Here is a 17,410-nt window from a genome sequence, read left to right on the forward strand (position 1 = left end):
GTTACTTTTCGATGAGGTGCTAAATGATTCCGGTTATTTTATCTGGAGGCTCTGGTTCGCGCCTATGGCCGCTTTCGCGACAACTGAACCCCAAACAATTCCTGTCGTTAATAGATACCAATCTCTCTTTACTGCAGGCCACGATTCAGAGACTTGATGGCTTGGAGATACAGACCCCTAGGCTCATCTGTAACGAAGAGCATCGGTTTCTGGCCGCTGAACAGTTGCGAAAGCTGGGCATGGAGAGTGCAAATATCCTACTTGAGCCCGTAGGCCGTAATACTGCGCCAGCGGTTGCTCTGGCCGCACTGCAAGCCACGGTCGAAGGTCAGGATCCGATGCTGCTGATTTTGCCGGCGGATCACACAATTAAAGATATCGATGCTTTCCAGGAGGCCATCAAGGTCGCTCTTGCGCTGGCAATGGAAGGGAAGCTAGTGACCTTCGCGATAGTGCCCACCTATCCCGAAACGGGGTATGGCTATATTGAGAAGGGTGACGAAATCGGCGGCGGTTTCAGAGTGAACCGTTTTGTCGAGAAACCCGACCTGGCAACAGCTCAAGAATATGTGCTCACGAAGAATTTTTTCTGGAACAGCGGCATGTTTCTGTTTCGCGCAAGTCGTTATCTGGAAGAGTTGCAAAAGTTCCGGCCTGACATTTTATCTGCTTGTATTGAGGCCTTGGGGAATGGTTCGCAGGATTTGAATTTTACTCGGGTTGACCGGGCTTTGTTTTCTGCATGCCCCGAGGACTCTATCGATTACGCCGTAATGGAAAAAACCGCCGATGCGGTGATGGTCCCAATGAATGCCGGATGGAGTGACATTGGCTCTTGGTCTGCGCTCGCTGATGCCTTTGCAAAAGATGCTGACGGTAACGTGCTCAAGGGGGACGTCATCGCCGAGAACACGTCCAATACCTATGTTCACGCCAATAGCCGTTTGATCGCGACTATCGGCGTCGAAGGGTTGGTCATCGTTGAAACCAACGACGCCATTCTGGTTGCTCGCAAGGATCAAGTACAAGACGTTAAGAAAGTAGTGGAACGGCTCAAGCAATCCGATCGCCACGAATACTCAAACCACAGAGAAGTTTATCGTCCGTGGGGCATGTATGACTCGATAGATAAAGGCACTCGCTATCAAGTGAAACGTATCACGGTTCAACCGGGGGCGAAGTTGTCTGTGCAGATGCATCACCACCGCGCCGAGCACTGGATCGTCGTGAGCGGTACGGCCAAGGTGACCAACGGTGAGCAGACTTATCTGGTTTCCGAGAATCAGTCTACTTACATTCCTATCGGTCAAGTACATGCACTTGAGAACCCGGGTGTCATTCCTCTGGAACTGATCGAGGTTCAGTCGGGATCCTATTTAGGCGAGAACGACATCGTGCGGTTTGAAGATAAATACGGCAGGGCGTGAACCGCACCATCCAAGGGGTTAACCAACAGCGGTGCGGGCACCGATTTAATCTTTTATCTTGCCGTCAGGATCTCCACTCATGTTTAAAAAAATCCTCGTTACCGGTGGGTCCGGTTTCATTGGATCAGCCGTGGTACGCCACCTGATAAGTGATACCACGTGTAGGGTCGCGAACGTTGACAAACTGACTTACGCGGGCAATTCCGACTCCCTGTCCAGCATTGCCGAGTCGTCGCGTTATCACTTCTTCAACGTTGATATCTGTGACGCTCAGGCGCTGGACCAAGTATTCAAGATGTTCCAACCGGATGCAGTCATGCACCTGGCTGCGGAGTCCCATGTCGATCGTTCCATCGACGGTCCCGCGGATTTTATCCAGACCAATATTGTTGGGACCTATACCTTGCTTGAGGCGGCCCGACGTTATTGGAACGGGCTGGCAGAGGAGGCTAAACAGGCTTTTCGCTTCCACCATATTTCTACGGATGAGGTGTATGGCGACCTAGAGGGCACCGATAGTCTGTTCAGCGAAACCACGCCTTATGCGCCAAGTTCACCCTATTCGGCGTCCAAAGCCAGTTCGGATCACCTGGTTCGAGCCTGGCAACGCACTTATGGTCTACCGGTGCTGGTGACCAATTGCTCGAATAATTACGGCCCTTATCACTTCCCCGAGAAGTTGATTCCCCACGTGATTCTGAATGCCATCCACGGCCGACCTCTGCCGATCTATGGCGATGGTTTGCAGATTCGCGACTGGTTGTTTGTAGAAGATCACGCCCGCGCCCTATGCGAGGTTGTGAGTCGGGGCAAGGTCGGCGAGACCTACAACATCGGCGGCCATAACGAGAAAACCAATCTTGAGGTCGTGGAAACCTTGTGTGATCTGCTCGAAGAGTTGGCGCCCAACAAGCCAGTGGGTGTCGATCGTTATCGCGAGCTGATTACGTTCGTCAAGGATCGGCCGGGGCATGATCTTCGTTACGCCATCGATGCGGGCAAGATCGAGCGCGAACTCGGTTGGCGACCGCAGGAAACCTTTGAGAGCGGTATACGCAAAACAGTTCAGTGGTACCTGGATAATCAAGGGTGGTGGCAACGAGTCCTTAACGGTGAGTACCGCCCGGAGCGTCTTGGCCATATCGGTTGAACCATTCAAACCCTGCCTCTATTCAACTCTGAAGGGAATCCTCATATGAAAGGCATTATTTTGGCGGGAGGCTCCGGCACCCGCTTGCATCCTATTACCCGTGGTGTATCCAAACAGCTGCTGCCGGTCTACGACAAGCCGATGATTTATTATCCGCTGTCGGTATTAATGCTGGCGGGCATTCGCGAGATATTGATTATTTCCACGCCGCAGGACTTGCCCAACTTCCAGAACCTGTTGGGTGATGGCTCTTCTTTCGGCATTGAACTCAGTTATGCCGAACAACCTTCTCCCGATGGTCTGGCCCAGGCCTTCCTGATTGGCGAGGATTTTATCGGCGACAGTAATGTGGCGCTGATTCTGGGCGACAACATCTTCTACGGTTATGGCTTCAGCGCCTTGTTGCGCGAAGCGTCACAACGACAGGCCGGTGCCACCGTCTTCGGTTATCGAGTCAGCGACCCGGAGCGTTTTGGCGTTGTCGAGTTCGACGATAACGGCAAGGCGATCTCGATCGAAGAGAAGCCAAAACATCCGAAGTCCGACCATGCTGTCACCGGCTTGTATTTCTACGATAAAGACGTTGTGAGCATTGCAAAGCAAGTCAAACCTTCGATCCGCGGCGAGCTCGAAATCACGGACGTGAACAACGCCTACCTGGAGCGCGGAGATCTGCACGTCAGCGTGCTGGGGCGTGGTTTTGCCTGGCTGGACACCGGGACCCATGATTCGTTGATGGAGGCCGGGCATTTCGTCCAGACCATCGAAGCGCGTCAGGGCTTGAAAGTGGCTTGTCTGGAGGAGGTGGCGTACCACCAGGGTTGGTTGTCGGCCGCGGAACTCGATAAACAAGCCACCGCGTTACACAAAACCGGTTACGGCCAATATCTGGCACGGGTGCTGAATACGGAGCCCGCAAAATGAATGTCATCAATACCCGGCTGCCCGGTGTACTGATCATCGAGCCTAAAATCTTCGGCGATGCCCGCGGGTTCTTTCTCGAGAGCTACCACCAGCAGCGTTATCGCGACGCCGGCATCGAATTGCCTTTCGTCCAGGACAATCACTCGCGCTCGCAGTATGGCGTGTTGCGTGGTTTGCACTTCCAAAAGACCCGGCCCCAAGGCAAGTTGGTGCGGGTCACCCAAGGTGCGGTGTACGACGTGGTAGTGGACATCAATCCCCAATCCCCCACCTGTGGTGAACATGTGGGCGTCAAGTTGACCGCCGACAACCATCTTCAGCTTTGGGTGCCGCCGGGTTATGCCCATGGTTTCTGTGTGCTCAGTGATACCGCTGATTTTCAATACAAATGCACCGATCTGTATTACCCCGAGGACGAGGGTGGTCTGCTCTGGAATGACCCGGAGCTGGACATTGCCTGGCCGTTGGAGTCGCCTTTACTCTCGGAAAAAGACTTGCGCAACCCGCGCTTGCGCGCGGTGTTGAGTGGGGAATGACGGATTATAATGGTCTATAGTTAACATTAACTATTTATGACCGATGTATTGAGCCTTGGATATTCAATCACATAGAACTTTGCGGGATAAGAATTCGGGAAAATCCTGACTAATAATAACAATCGGCGTCAGGCATGAGGTGTTCAATGTCGTGAGTTTGTGCCGAAAATGTCTTATTGGGTAGTGAACGTCTTGAAAAATCTCCTTTTCGTCAAAGCGTCCTGCCCTGCGCAAGCGCTTTTGAGGATGAGGTGAGGAGGCTCGGCATATGGCATGCAATGCCTATAAATGACATCCTCCAAAGGAGGCAATGTGTATGAACTGTCTCGTTCAATATACGGGTGTCAGTTCTATTCACCTGCTGTTCATTCCCGGTCCCTAGTATCAAATCTAATGCATAGTTGATGTCGAGAAGGAGTCTGATATGAAGAAACTACTTACGGCCGGCTTGCTGGCTGTCATGAGTACCGCGGCGTTGGCAGCGGATGAACCAGTGAGCAAGACGGTGAGCGAAAGCGAGCCACTGTCGTTGAACACCCCGCTGGTCGGGGACGTGACGGTCGCCGAAACTGTTGTGATCGGCGCGGCTATCGCTGGCGCTGCCGTGGCCGCTTCAAACTCCGGTGGCAGTTCCAATGGCGGTACCTCCGGAACAGGCGGCACCACCGGCACCGGTGGTACTACCGGTACCAACTAATACCCCGCGAAGTGTGTTGTTCAAGATCACTCAGAACTTTCTGGGTGATCTTGTTTTAGATTTGCCCTCGACTAGCGTAGTGCCATTATGATCCGTAGATTATCTGTTGTTATGCTGGCAAGTATCAGCTTGCACGGCTGTATGTTTTCGCCTGGTCAACACATGGACACCAGTCAAATGGTCAGTGACGGCTCTTCGGAAAGTAGCCGGGTGGAACTTATTCCCATCACTCCTAAATTGATTGCCATGGATGTCGCCACGAAAGTTCGCGAATCGGTCCCCTCGGCGTTGTTGTCTTATGCTCCGGGTGGCTATCGCGTGGGCGCCAATGACCTGTTGTTTATCACGGTCTGGGATCATCCCGAGTTGACGGCGCCTTCAGGGCCGCAACAGCAACTCGATGCCAACGGTCGCCTGGTGCGTCCGGACGGTACGCTGTTTTATCCCTATATCGGCAATATTCCGGCCGCCGGTAAAACCATCGAAGAGTTGCGAGCCTTTATCGCCGAGCGCTTGTCGCAATTTGTCGAAAGCCCGCAGGTCGACGTCAGCGTACTGCGCTTCGCCAGCCAGACCGTGGTGGTTTCCGGTGCGGTGATCAAAGCCGGCCAGCAACCGATCACCACCACCCCGTTGAGTGTGGTGGAGGCCGTTGGCGCGGCCGGGGTGGACCCTTTGAACGCAGATTTGTCGGGCCTGACGCTGACCCGGGACGGGCGCGAATACAAGCTTGATCTGGACACCCTCAATCGCCGGGACTCAGAGCTGCAGGGCGTCTACCTCAAGGGCGGCGACCGGTTGTACTTGCCTTATAACGACCAAAAGCGAATCTATGTCATGGGCGAGGTCAACCAGCCCCGCGCGCTGAGCTTCAAGAGCAAATCGATCAATCTGACCGATGCCTTGGGCACTGTGGGTGGCTTGAACCAGACCACCTCCAATGGCAACGCGGTGTACGTTATTCGCGGTGCGGACAACCTGGAAACCGAACCGGCCAAGGTATTCCAGCTTGATGCAGAATCGCCTTCCGCTTTGGTGCTGGCCACCCGTTTCGACTTGCAACCGCAAGACATCGTCTATGTCGGCCCGGCCGGCGTGACGCGCTGGAACCGTCTGATCACCCAGCTCCTGCCTACCGCCAGTGTCCTCGGGACCGGTGCCAGCTCAGTTAACGACCTCAGCGAAGCCAACAGCAGATAAGGCTCTATCCCGCCGTGAAAATTTTGCCTACCTGTGCCTGTCTGTCGATGGCGCTCTTGCTATGCGGGTGTAACCCGTTGATGAGGGCCTCCTGGGACACTCTTGAACAGTCCATCGCGGGGCCTGCCTCCATCCATTTGACCCGCGCTCAGGTCGACGCTGTGCCTTATCCGCAGATCCTGGTCACCACCATTTCCAGCGAGGGGGTGATGGCCAGGGCCCGTCGGCGGGGCGATCTGGAATTCTGGGTCGCTTCTGGCAAGCAAGTATTGATGATGCGCGACGGTCTGGTGGTACGCACCGTCGGGCTGGGCGTTTCTCTGGACGGCACTCGCTTTAATGAAGATTCGCCGTTCAAACGCGGCCTTCAGCATTTGCCTGATGGCTATACAAGCACGCGCTGGATCGACATCTATGACGGCAACCGTATCGGCATTGCGGTCGACAGCCGTTTCAGCCCCCATGGCATCGAGACCATCAGCATTCTGGACAAGGATTACGCCTTGCTGCGCATCGACGAGCAGGTGGATGCACCCACCCTGAATTTCCACGCCACCAACCGCTACTGGGTCGACCCCCAGGACGGTTTCATCTTGCGCAGCGAGCAGCACCTGACGCCGCAGCTGTTGCTGAAAATCGTGCAGTTGCGCCCTGATCGGGGGGCTGCCCGTTGAAGTGTCCGAACCTTTTGTTGCTGGGTTTGTTCTTGATCGGTCCGGGCATGAGCCAGGCAGCCGTGACGGTCAGCGGTGATGTGCGCAGCCCCGGGCCCATCGACGTCAAACCCGGTGCACGTTTGATGGACGTCATTCGAGAGGCCCAACCCAACGCCGAAAGTTACTGGCTGGGTGCTGCGTGGCTGCACCGCTCATTGGAGGATCAGCAAACGCGTTTGAAGGCTGGCGTCTTGTTCGATCTGAAGTTGCTACAACGGGGTGCCTTGCTGGATGGCAAGGGCACGCGAGCAGACTTGAGCAAGCGCCTGTATGAGCAGATCGAGCGGCTGCCGGTCACCGGGCGTCAGGTCGCGGTGCTCGACCCGATCGCCGTGGAAGTGGGCTTCGCCCGCAACGCTTTGCTGGTTGATGGTGACCGACTTATTTATCCCGCGCGGCCGTCCACCGTGGAAGTCCTCGGGGCAGTTGCGCAGCCCTGTCATGTGCCTTACCGCGCCTTGCAGGAAGTCCATGCCTATGCCCGGCAATGCACCATCCTGGACGATGCCGAGCGCGATTATCTGTGGCTGATCCAGCCTGACGGCAAGATTCGGCGCGTGGGCGTGGCGGCATGGAATCGTGAAGAGGGCGTTGTGGCGGCCCCTGGCAGCAGGATCCTGGTGCCGATCCGCAACGATGATCTAGAGCTACCGACGCCTGATCTCAATCAACAAATGGCTGAGTTTCTCGCCACTCAACCCTTGGCTGAGGTGGCCCCTTGAAGTGCCCCTTTAAGTTACGTTTTGCTGCTGTATTGCTCCTGCCCTGCGGATTTGCTCACGGTGAACCGCGCTACACCCAGAGTGATTTTGGTGGCGTTGGTCTGTTGCAGACCCCCACCGCGCGCATGGCCCCTGCGGGGGAGTTGAGCGCCACCGCCAGTCGTACCGATCCTTACTCGCGCTACAGCTTTTCCTTACAGCCGCTCGATTGGTTGGAGGGCTCGTTTCGTTACACGGCGATCACCAACCGCAAGTACGGCACCGAGGAGTTGAGTGGCGACCAGAGCTTCAAGGACAAGGCCATCGACATCAAGGCGCGGCTTTGGGAGGAAAGTCACTGGGCACCGCAGGTCGCCGTCGGTGCCCGCGATATCGGCGGTACCGGACTGTTTTCCAGCGAGTATTTCGTCGCCAACAAACGTTATGGCGACCTGGATTTCAGCCTCGGCATTGCCTGGGGCTATCTGGGTAATCGGGGGGATTTCAGCAATCCGCTGGCGGTATTCGGCAGCAGTTTCAATGAGCGGCCAGAGAGCAGTGCAGCTGTCGCCAGGGCAGGGGATGTGAACGCCAACGCTTACTTCAGGGGCCACCCTTCGTTGTTTGGCGGGGTTGCCTACCAAACACCGTGGGAACCGCTGAGCCTGAAGATCGAGTACGAGGGCAACGATTACAAGAATGAGCCATTGGACAACTCGATCAAGCAAGACCTGCCGATCAACATCGGCGTGGTCTACAAGCTCGCGGACAGTGTCGATCTGAGTGCTGGTTGGGAGCGTGGCAATACGGCGATGTTCGGTATCACCCTGCACACCAACTTTGTCAGCCGCAAGGCACCGGTCAAGACGTACGACCCTCCCGCCGAGCCGTTGCCGGCGCAGGAGCCGTCGACTCCGGCTGACCAGGTCAACTGGGCCGATGTCTCCAACCGGCTGCAGCAAAATGCCGGCTACAAGGTGAAACGCATCACCCAGCGCGGTTCGGAACTGATGGTGTATGGCGAGCAGTCCCGCTATTTTTATCCGTCCAAAGCCGTCGGGCGGGCTAGCCGGATTCTTGATAACAGCGTCAATCAGGACATCGATTGGTTCACCCTGGTGAATCAGCGTTATGACATGTCCATCGAGGAAACCAGCGTGCCGCGCGAAACGTTCCGCGCGGTCGTGAACAATGACCAGCCGCTGAAGGATTTGCACCGTAGGACCGAGGTCAACCCGGCGATGGCGCACCGGGAAACCACGCTCTACACCCAGGCGCTGGAACCGTTCACCTATGGCCTCGGCCTGGGCTACAAACAGAACATCGGCGGCCCTGATGGATTGCTTTATCAGTTCACTGCCGATGCCGACGCAGAGTACCGTTTCACCCGCAATACCTGGTGGAGCGGCTTGCTCAGTGTCAACCTGCTGAACAACTACGACAAGTTCACCTACGACGCGCCGAGCGGGCTGCCGCGAGTGCGCACTGATTTGCGCCAATACATGACCACCTCCGATGTGACGATGCCGACGTTCCAGTTCAACCATGCAAAACAGCTGGATAAGGACTTGTATGGCATGGTCTACGGCGGCTATCTGGAATCCATGTACGCTGGCGTTGGCAGCGAAGTGCTGTATCGACCCACGGGGAAACGCTGGTCGGTGGGCGCTGACCTGAACTTCGTGCGCCAGCGCGATTATGATCAGGGCTTCGGTCTGCGTGGTTACAACACCGTGACGGGCCATGTCACCAGCTATACTGAGCTGCCCGATGACATGCTTGCAGCGGTCAGTGTCGGGCGTTATCTGGCGCGGGACTGGGGCACCACCGTGGACTTGTCGCGGGTGTTCAAGAATGGTGTGAAGTTTGGCGCCTGGGTCACCCTGACCAGCGCCTCGAAGGAGGAGTATGGCGAGGGCAGCTTCGACAAAGGGATCTATGTTTCCATCCCGTTCGACGAACTGATGAGTACCTCCACCATGCGTCGGGCCAACATCGTCTGGGCGCCACTGACCCGCGATGGCGGTGCACGCCTGAATCGTGCCTACTCGCTGCAGACCATGACCGACGGACGTGATAGCGACCTGTTCTACAACAACTTCGAGAAAATTACCGAATGATCACGTGGCTCAAAGGCTTGGTCGAGTTGCCGTTCTGGCTTCGAGGCCTGGTCTTTGCCTCGGTGACCATGGTTCTGCTGTTCGCCGGTTTGCGCCCTCAGCCAATCCCGGAGCTGTTCGCCGAAGAAGACAAGCTCCATCACTGGATCGGCTTTCTGGTATTTGCGTGCAGCTGCCGCTTGGCCTTTCCCACTGTGAAATTTCGCTGGATCGCTGTGGGGTGTTTGCTCACCGGTGTACTCATCGAGGCCGCGCAAGGTTTGATGCCGCTGCGCACGGCTTCGCCCTACGACATGCTGGCAAATACTATCGGCGTGTTGATGGGGTTATTGATTTCAAGGTATTGGGTGCGCTGAAAAGACGCGACGTACCAAGCAGTCTCCCGGCATGTTGCACTCTAGATCCTCTCTCTATTCCCCTCCAGCAATACCTCTCTTGCCGATGGCGCGAGTACGGTCGACCTGCTCGACCTGCTCGACGTTTTCGGCAATGAGTATCCCATCCGGCTAATGCCAGTCAGTCAATCCATCATGCGATCTGTAGCAGGGCGAAGCATGCGTTAGGCAATGTAGTAGTCGTGAGTCCGGCTGATGTGGTCTGCCTGATGCAACGCATGTTCTGTGCTTTAAGACGGCTACGCAGCCGAACGCATCCTTCGCCAGCGGCTACAAAAAGAGTGCGCGACTGAAATTGCGTAACTGACTGGCATTGCCCAATCCTACCGTTCAATTTTATACCCCGCGTTTATCTTGCCGGCCAGGCACTGGCTGGTCGGACGCGGTGCGGATGCTTTCATCTGCACTGTCATCGACGAAACGACGCTACAGGCCGGCAGATGACTGGACGCAAGGATCAACGTGGAATGGGATATCAGGCGGTGGGGGCGAGGTGTTTGGGGCAGTCAGAAACCTGACTACCCCAGACTACAACCTTGTCAGCAATACGCTGAAGAATAGAAAGGGGACGAACGTCGCAGCGGTTAATAGATGTCCTTGGAAAACAGCGTGAAGGGAGTCTTGATCAGGATCTTGATGTCGAGCCACAACGACCAGTTGTTGATGTAGTTGAGGTCGATCTCCACACGCTTTTGCATCTTGTCGAGGGTCTCGGTTTCGCCACGGCAGCCGCTGATCTGGGCCAGCCCGGTGATGCCCGGTTTGATTCGATGGCGGGCCATGTAAGCCTGAATCTTGCCGGTGTAGTAGTCGTTATGCGCGATCGCATGGGGCCGCGGCCCGACCAGCGCCATATGGCCTTGCAGCACGTTGAAGAACTGCGGCAATTCATCGATGGAGGTGCGTCGTATGAAACGGCCGACCGGAGTAATGCGCGGGTCTTCACGACCGGCCTGGCGGACCTGATGATCGTCGTGCAGGCGCATGGAGCGGAACTTCCAGACCTTGATGATCTTGCCGTTCCAGCCATGGCGCTCCTGTTTGAAGATGATCGGGCCCGGGGACGAGATCTTCACCGCAACGGCAATTATCAAAAGCAGCGGACTGAAGCCGATCAGCGCCAGGGCGGCGAGGCTTCGGTCCAGCATCGTTTTGCTCAGCGCCGCTGTCGGATAACTGGTCAGCGGGCTTTCATTGAGGTGAATGGCGGGCAGGCCATCCAGTTCGCTAACGGAATGATTGAGCAGCGTCATGCTGCCCAGGTCAGGAACCCAGACTACATCGACATTCGAGTCGAGAAGATCGATGTACAGCGCTTCGACCTGTTTGGCCTCGCTCAGGGGCAGCGCGATGTATAACCGCCGGACATCGTGCACCCGGATCAGCTCGCGCAATTCCTGCAGCTGACCGACGATTCTGTGGGCATTGACGTTGGTCGACAGTTCGTTGGGTTTTGAGCTGATCAGGCCGACCAGCGGCGGGTATTCGGTTTTGGCCAGTTTGTCTGCCAGATTCACCGCCAGTTGGTCAGTACCGATAATCAGGGTGTTGTTTTGGCTGTGCAATTGCCGATGGTAGTGCCTGGAAAAGCTGTGCAAAGGCAGGTACAGCAAGGCCTGCACGCAGTAACCGGCCACGGCCCAGACCAGAATAATCTCCCGGGAGAACAACTCGCTGGTTTTGCTGAGAAAACCGATGGTGGTCAGTCCGGTCAGCGTCAGCAGCCACCCCAGTAGCAGTCGACCCAGGCCGGAGAGGTAACCATGCTGTTTGTGATAAACCAGCAGCAGGGAATAGGAGGGGACCGAACCCAGTAGAGTAAGCACCGCTAACACACGGTAATGGGCCTCTATTTCTCCTGTCTGATAGAGCGCCAGAGCAAATAACAGCGTGTTGACTGATGTGATGGCAATTATCCATTGCCCCCAGAAAGTCAGCCCTTTGGATATGCTGTTTCGATTAATACGATTATGTACCATCGCGGTGTCCTCGGGCCTGCGCCACGTTGTGTATCAGTCGACGGTTAATAAATGGCAGCCACGCACAAAGGCTGAGCGAACGAGGTTCAGTCAGAAGTTATTTTTCTTATTATGAGGGGAATAGCATGGGCTTATGGCTGGCCATATTGGCTTTGTTTTCAAGTCAGCTGATACGGTTGTCTCAGTGTCTGGTTTTATACTAGTACCTAAATCTTCGTGGGTGTCTGACGAATTATAACGGCCACTCTTTTAGAGGCCTTGTTATAAAAGGTCGTGCTGTTTTGTTAGGAGGATATCGCTCAATCATCTATATAATTGCGGCATTCGAAAAACGTTTGCCGGCTAGGCGAGGGGAAAACGGAGCGTGCGCCATAGGAGAGTTTATGGCGATAGTCAGGATATGCAGTGCGAAGAGGCAGGTGGTGGGTGTGGGTGGTGTATCAAGTGGGGCGGAGAATCGCGTTTATTGTTATTGTTTTTTGCGATCCTTCGCTCAGTAGGCGACTCTTATCCTCTGTGCCAGGCAGTAACCACGGTTTCTGACCGAGCGAACCAGCCGTTCGCCATTAGCTGCAGTTTTGAACTTTTTCTGTAACCGGCTCAAGCACATTTCAAGTCCGCTATATTGGTCCGGGTCTTTATCGATGCGTAGAATAAGATCATTTTTGCTGAGTACTCGTCGATCGCTGAGGACCAATTGAGTGAGCATTAACGATTCGGTACCGGTCAATGGAATAGTGATGTCTTCTTTGAACAACGTTCGATCGTCGGCATTAAACCACCAGATATCAGGATTGCCCTGGGACTCTTTAACCCGACTGACTGCCGAGATGAACTCTTCGTCAGCCACCGGCTTCTTGAGAAAGCCATCAACACCGAAGTGCGAGAAGTGATTGAGTTCTGAAGATTCAGAGTTGGGTGTTATGAGGATGATTTCCGCATCTTTTTGATTTTTACGGATGAAACTGACATCGCTTAGCGATATGTCCGCCTGGTCGAGCAGGATGTGCGTGAATCGACTCTTTCGGATGCGTTCGCTGCTGAGTTTACCTGACTCGATTTCAAAAGATAAATACAGGCGTTGCGCGAGAAGCGATTCGATTGCTTGTCGTGCCAGTTGGTCACGGGTGAAAATCAGAAAACTATTATTCGGCGTACTCACAATAAGGTTCCTTCCTAGTCTGGTGAAGTTTTCAAAACTTAAATAAGCTCAGTCGGCGAGTAGTACCTCCCCTGAAAAAAGTCGAAGGGCATGCTGCGAGCCAGTGTGTGTAGTGCTTTGTGCTCCACCCTGTCCGCCACGAATTTGATCTTGCTGTCATGGATCATGCCGCTCAGACAGTCATAAGACCGGTTGAAAAAGTCCTGGCTGTTTTCGACCATGATGTCGAAATTGGATTTGGTCAGGTCGACTTTTATGTAATCGAACAGCGTCAGGCTGATCAGTTTTTCGGTGCTGTCGTCGCTTAAATCATAGCCATCGAAAGCGATCTCGATACCATTGTCTTTCAATAAGTGAATATGATTGATAATAGTTCTTTTTTCTTTCAGGTTGAACGACAGGAGCGAACTGCTGTTAATGCTGGGGATTAGCTGTTGCTCATGCTTTTTGAGTATCGCTTGAGCATCGTTCATTTCCTTGATCAGCGCTTTATCCAATAAAGCAGATTGATTCATGGTCACGAACAGTTTGTTTGGCGCCGGTGCGGAATGGGAAGGCAGGGCCTCAATCTGCGAGAGGGCATTCAATTGGATCCGTGTCAGGACTTCGTAATAAGTCGCCAGTGGATGATCGGAATGCAGTTGTTGATACCCCTTGTTCAGAGGTGTCTCCTGTTTGGTCGCCTTGGCATAGATTTCGCTGCCGAACAGTTCATCGTTTCGTTTCAGAATCGATTGCCTGAAGAATACCAATGCGAAGTTTTCGTGCGCTATAGCTTGCCTGCCGGGCTCCATTTCCTAGTCCTTTAAGAGTGAAAATTTGTTTGATTGACGGAGACGACCCCTCGAAGCAGTCGATAACCATAACCACGTACACTGTGAATGATGTTAATGCCAAAGTGTTTTTTGATTTTATTTCGAAGCCGGCTTATGGATTTCTCCAGGACGCGTGAGTCGTAGAGTTTTATATTCAAGCCCATGGACTCGGCCATGCAATCATGGTGCAGGATATTGCCTTCTGCGTTGATAAGCGCATCCAGGGCTTTCATTTCCTGATAGGCCAGATCCAGTTTGTATTCATCGTTGTATAAGTGCAGGCATGTTTGGTCCAGAGTCAACTTTATACTCGGCTGCCATTCAGGGGTTTCGAGCAGTTCTGAGAGTAACCTGGCTTTTTCATCCTGATCGTTAGGTACATTGATGCAGTGATTGGCTCCAGCCAGGTAACATTCAATTTTAGCGTGCGGAGAGCGATAGTTGATTGCAACGATAATGGCCAGTTCTGTCGGATTCGTACGTAACTTCTTGATCAGTGCCAGGCAGTCATTAAATATGGAAGGGCTTTCAATATCGATCAGTACGGTATCGAGTGCTTGCGTTTCGATATCCATGCTTGGCGGGTTTGGATAATCTAATGTATAAACATGTGTGAGATTAGGTACAAATAGTTGGCGAAGTTTCTCTGTCGAGCGCCAAGTGCGCCCAATAGCGAGAATACCTCTCTGGCTATTTTCGATTTTGCTCTCAGTACTCATCATGCAAATTACTCATATGTGCTGGCGTTGCAATCTTAATACACAAAATACTGACGTTATCTGACTTTTTATAACATTTCCTGTCTGGAACACACGTCACTCCATGCTCTGTAGTTTTAGCTGATTCAATGACATAGGCAAATGCCGAGGCTTAAGCCCATTGGTGTTTGTGATCGGAATTAGTTGGTGGCCCCTTTCAGTCGGACTAGGCTTTTTAGGTTGACTTTTCCATGAGAAGTGCAGATGCGATGGCTAATTGCCCATCTGGCTGCAGAACGAAGCACAACTGCGGAGTCTTGCGTATGAACGGTGCGGATGTCCGCATTTTTGAAAACTGGAGTTGATTTATAAGGATATTCCACGGTGTTCTAGGGTGATGTAGGTGCATGTTGGGGTGGCGATTAGTACAGCGACCGCCTCTTTTTAGGGCGAATGACCATATTAATTGAGGCTTTTCGCATTATATTAGTAATATTTATGTCCGAAAGGGTAATTGTCATCGGGTAGTTATTCTGTTTGGCTATTGAAAAAAATCCAAAAGTTGATATTAAAGCGCCATTAAATTTTATGTACTAACCGGGGGGAGCCCGATCCTTTTTGCAATTAACCATCCACGCAACGCCAAACCGATCGACCAGCATTGCGAAACGGACCGCCCAGAACGTCGCCTCCCGCGGCAGCAAAAAACCGTTCTGCCTCCACCACACTGTCGACATTTCGTAAAAGCGGCCTCGCAGTCGCCGTTGAAGATCAGGCGGTTATTGAGAGGGGGACGTTCAGGTTCGTGCTCGAATGTCGGTGGGCATTGACTCCAGATAGCAAAGCGCTAAAACCTGGCGAGCGGTGGTATTTTTCAGGTGTTTTTCTATGGGCCAAGCGAGGCTTATCGCCTTGTGATGGCTTGTTTCACGTACTGTAGAACCGCCGCGCTTCTCTGACATCTGCCAGCGAGTCCCTCGTCCTATGCCCGTCCTGAACCGCTTCGCCTCTTTGCTCGATCAGGCGAGACGTGCCTTGTTGCTGGTCTGGGGAACGTCCCGCGGGCTGTTTCTGGGATTGGTGCTGGCAACTCTGGTTGCCGGTGTGCTGCCGGCGCTGGCGGCCTGGTTGGGGCAGCGGATTGTCGATGCCGTAGTCACGGCCATGCAATTGCACGCCCAACAGGGCAGTGCGCCATTATGGCCGGTTGTGCGGTATGTGCTGTTTGAAGCAGGCGTGCTTGCGTTGCTGTCCGGGACACAGCGTGCATTGTCGGTTCAGCAATCGCTGTTGCGGGTGCAGCTGGGGCAGAAGGTTAACACGATGATTCTGGAGAAGGCCCAGACCTTATCACTGGTCCAGTTCGAGAATTCCGAGTTCTACGACAAGCTGGTACGGGTGCGACGCGAGGCATCGACCCGGCCGCTGGCGCTGGTAATGAAGTCGCTGGGGCTGATCCAGAACCTGATCGTGTTGATCAGTTTCGGTGTGTTACTGGTGCATTTTTCGCCGTGGGCGCTGGTGCTGCTGGTAGTTGGGGCGTTGCCGGTGTTCTTTGCCGAAGCGCATTTCTCCGGGGATGCCTTTCGCCTGTTCACGCGCCGGGCGCCGGAGAGCCGGCAGCAGAATTACATCGAGACGCTGCTCTCCCATGAGGGTTACATCAAAGAGGTGAAACTGTTCGGTTTCGCGCCGCTGCTGTTGCAGCGTTATCGGGACACGTTTGCGCGTCTCTACGCCGAAGACCGGCGCCTGACATTGCGTCGTGATGGCTGGGGATTTGTACTGGGACTGCTGGGCACCGCTGCATTTTATCTGGCCTATGCCTGGGTCGTGGTCGATACCGTTCACGGCAACATCACCCTTGGGCAAATGACCATGTACCTGGTGCTGTTCAAGCAGGGGCAGGCCGCCGTGAGCAGCAGTTTGAGCGCGATCAGTGGTCTTTACGAGGATGGCCTTTACCTGTCGAGCCTCTACGAGTATTTGGCCGAACCGGTTATTGCCGATAGTGGAAGCCTTACCGTGGGCGCGGTGGCCGGCGACGGTTTGCGTTTCGAGAACGTCGGTTTCCGTTATCCGGGAGCGAGCCGCGCCGCTTTGCAGGGTATCGATCTACACCTGATGCCTGGCCACAGCGTCGCCCTGGTGGGGGAAAACGGCTCGGGCAAAACCACGCTGATCAAGTTGCTGACTCGGCTGTATCGCCCCGATCAGGGTCGTATTTTGCTGGATGGCAGCGATTTGCAGTCCTGGGGCGAAGAAGCGCTGAGACGACGCATCGGCGTGATCTTCCAGGATTACATTCGCTACCAGTTCTCCGTGGGCGAGAATATCGGCGTGGGCGATACGTTGGCGTTCAACGATGAAACGCGCTGGCAGCAAGCGGCCGCCGAGGGCATGGCCGCGCCCTTCATCGAGCGTCTGGATCGCGGTTATGCCACGCAATTGGGGCGGTGGTTTGCCGGTGGGCAGGAGTTGTCCGGTGGACAATGGCAAAAAATCGCTTTGTCTCGCGCCTACATGCGCCGCGACGCCGATATCCTGATTCTGGATGAGCCAACCTCGGCCCTGGACCCGGCGGCGGAAGCGGCGGTGTTCGAGCATTTCAGTCAACACACCGAAGGCCGCATGACGTTGCTGATTTCTCATCGGTTCTCCAGCGTGCGCAATGCCGATCACATCATCGTGCTGGACCAGGGCTCGATCCTTGAGCGAGGCGATCACGACAGCCTGGTCGAGGCGGGCGGGCGGTATGCGCAGTTGTTCAGCGTGCAGGCTCGCGGTTACCGGTAGCGCCTTAATCCCCTGTGGGAGCGGGGGGGGGGGGGGGGGGGGGGGGGGGGTTGGGAAAAAATATTTTGGTTGACCCGCCCCCCCCCACGCCCCC

General features: G+C 54.5%; 15 protein-coding genes and 1 pseudogene. 11 read left to right on the forward strand and 5 right to left on the reverse strand.

Annotated features, from left to right (window positions below; translation table 11 throughout):
* The first annotated feature begins 23 nt into the window (after positions 1-23).
* The 10 genes from ACIPLA_RS13545 (at position 24) to ACIPLA_RS13590 (ending at position 9,827) form a co-directional block, all read left to right on the forward strand.
* On the forward strand, positions 24-1,427 hold the full coding sequence (locus tag ACIPLA_RS13545; protein WP_401173526.1) for a mannose-1-phosphate guanylyltransferase/mannose-6-phosphate isomerase: 1,404 nt from the start codon (positions 24-26) through the stop codon (positions 1,425-1,427).
* A 79-nt stretch (positions 1,428-1,506) separates the two neighbouring features.
* Entirely contained in the window at positions 1,507-2,577 is a 1,071-nt protein-coding gene (rfbB, locus tag ACIPLA_RS13550) for a dTDP-glucose 4,6-dehydratase (protein ID WP_401173528.1), read from the forward strand.
* 45 nt (positions 2,578-2,622) lie between these two features.
* Entirely contained in the window at positions 2,623-3,501 is an 879-nt protein-coding gene (gene rfbA / locus ACIPLA_RS13555; protein WP_401173529.1) for a glucose-1-phosphate thymidylyltransferase RfbA, read from the forward strand.
* Positions 3,498-4,037 carry a dTDP-4-dehydrorhamnose 3,5-epimerase gene (gene rfbC / locus ACIPLA_RS13560; protein WP_401173531.1) on the forward strand — a complete coding sequence of 180 codons (540 nt, stop codon included), beginning with the start codon at positions 3,498-3,500 and terminating at the stop codon, positions 4,035-4,037. Before rfbA ends, rfbC begins: the two co-directional genes overlap by 4 nt.
* A gap of 424 nt (positions 4,038-4,461) precedes the next feature.
* Positions 4,462-4,734, forward strand: a complete 273-nt coding sequence (locus tag ACIPLA_RS13565; RefSeq protein ID WP_401173533.1) for a hypothetical protein — start codon at positions 4,462-4,464, stop codon at positions 4,732-4,734.
* Positions 4,735-4,821: 87 nt separating this feature from the next.
* Positions 4,822-5,934: a polysaccharide biosynthesis/export family protein gene (locus tag ACIPLA_RS13570; protein ID WP_401173535.1), complete on the forward strand. Its 1,113-nt coding sequence runs from the start codon at positions 4,822-4,824 to the stop codon at positions 5,932-5,934.
* Between the two features lie 14 nt (positions 5,935-5,948).
* Entirely contained in the window at positions 5,949-6,608 is a 660-nt protein-coding gene (locus ACIPLA_RS13575; RefSeq protein WP_401173537.1) for a YjbF family lipoprotein, read from the forward strand.
* Complete coding sequence (locus ACIPLA_RS13580; RefSeq protein WP_401173539.1) at positions 6,605-7,372, forward strand: capsule biosynthesis GfcC family protein; 768 nt, start codon at positions 6,605-6,607, stop codon at positions 7,370-7,372. Before ACIPLA_RS13575 ends, ACIPLA_RS13580 begins: the two co-directional genes overlap by 4 nt.
* Entirely contained in the window at positions 7,369-9,471 is a 2,103-nt protein-coding gene (locus ACIPLA_RS13585) for a YjbH domain-containing protein (protein WP_401173541.1), read from the forward strand. Before ACIPLA_RS13580 ends, ACIPLA_RS13585 begins: the two co-directional genes overlap by 4 nt.
* A complete protein-coding gene (locus ACIPLA_RS13590; RefSeq protein WP_401173543.1) occupies positions 9,468-9,827 on the forward strand; it encodes a VanZ family protein in 360 nt (119 codons plus the stop codon). Before ACIPLA_RS13585 ends, ACIPLA_RS13590 begins: the two co-directional genes overlap by 4 nt.
* Positions 9,828-10,450: 623 nt before the next feature.
* Here the strand turns inward: ACIPLA_RS13590 and ACIPLA_RS13595 are convergent.
* The 5 genes and pseudogenes from ACIPLA_RS13595 to ACIPLA_RS13615 form a co-directional block, all read right to left on the reverse strand.
* Positions 10,451-11,845, reverse strand: coding sequence for an undecaprenyl-phosphate glucose phosphotransferase (locus ACIPLA_RS13595; protein ID WP_401173545.1), 1,395 nt, complete (start codon positions 11,843-11,845; stop codon positions 10,451-10,453).
* Between the two features lie 493 nt (positions 11,846-12,338).
* Entirely contained in the window at positions 12,339-13,007 is a 669-nt protein-coding gene (locus ACIPLA_RS13600; RefSeq protein WP_401173547.1) for a winged helix-turn-helix domain-containing protein, read from the reverse strand.
* 38 nt (positions 13,008-13,045) lie between these two features.
* Complete coding sequence (locus ACIPLA_RS13605; protein WP_401173549.1) at positions 13,046-13,801, reverse strand: EAL domain-containing protein; 756 nt, start codon at positions 13,799-13,801, stop codon at positions 13,046-13,048.
* An 11-nt stretch (positions 13,802-13,812) separates the two neighbouring features.
* Positions 13,813-14,544, reverse strand: coding sequence for a winged helix-turn-helix domain-containing protein (locus ACIPLA_RS13610; protein ID WP_401173551.1), 732 nt, complete (start codon positions 14,542-14,544; stop codon positions 13,813-13,815).
* A 569-nt stretch (positions 14,545-15,113) separates the two neighbouring features.
* Positions 15,114-15,258 (reverse strand): annotated as a pseudogene (locus ACIPLA_RS13615) (VOC family protein); the annotation flags it as partial.
* A gap of 246 nt (positions 15,259-15,504) precedes the next feature.
* On the opposite strand from ACIPLA_RS13615, the gene ACIPLA_RS13620 reads away from it, so the two are divergent.
* A complete protein-coding gene (locus tag ACIPLA_RS13620) occupies positions 15,505-17,316 on the forward strand; it encodes an ABC transporter ATP-binding protein (protein ID WP_401173553.1) in 1,812 nt (603 codons plus the stop codon).
* Positions 17,317-17,410 lie beyond the last annotated feature (94 nt).

Origin of the sequence: Pseudomonas sp. NPDC086112, assembly GCF_044746425.1 — a bacterium.
Lineage (GTDB): Bacteria > Pseudomonadota > Gammaproteobacteria > Pseudomonadales > Pseudomonadaceae > Aquipseudomonas.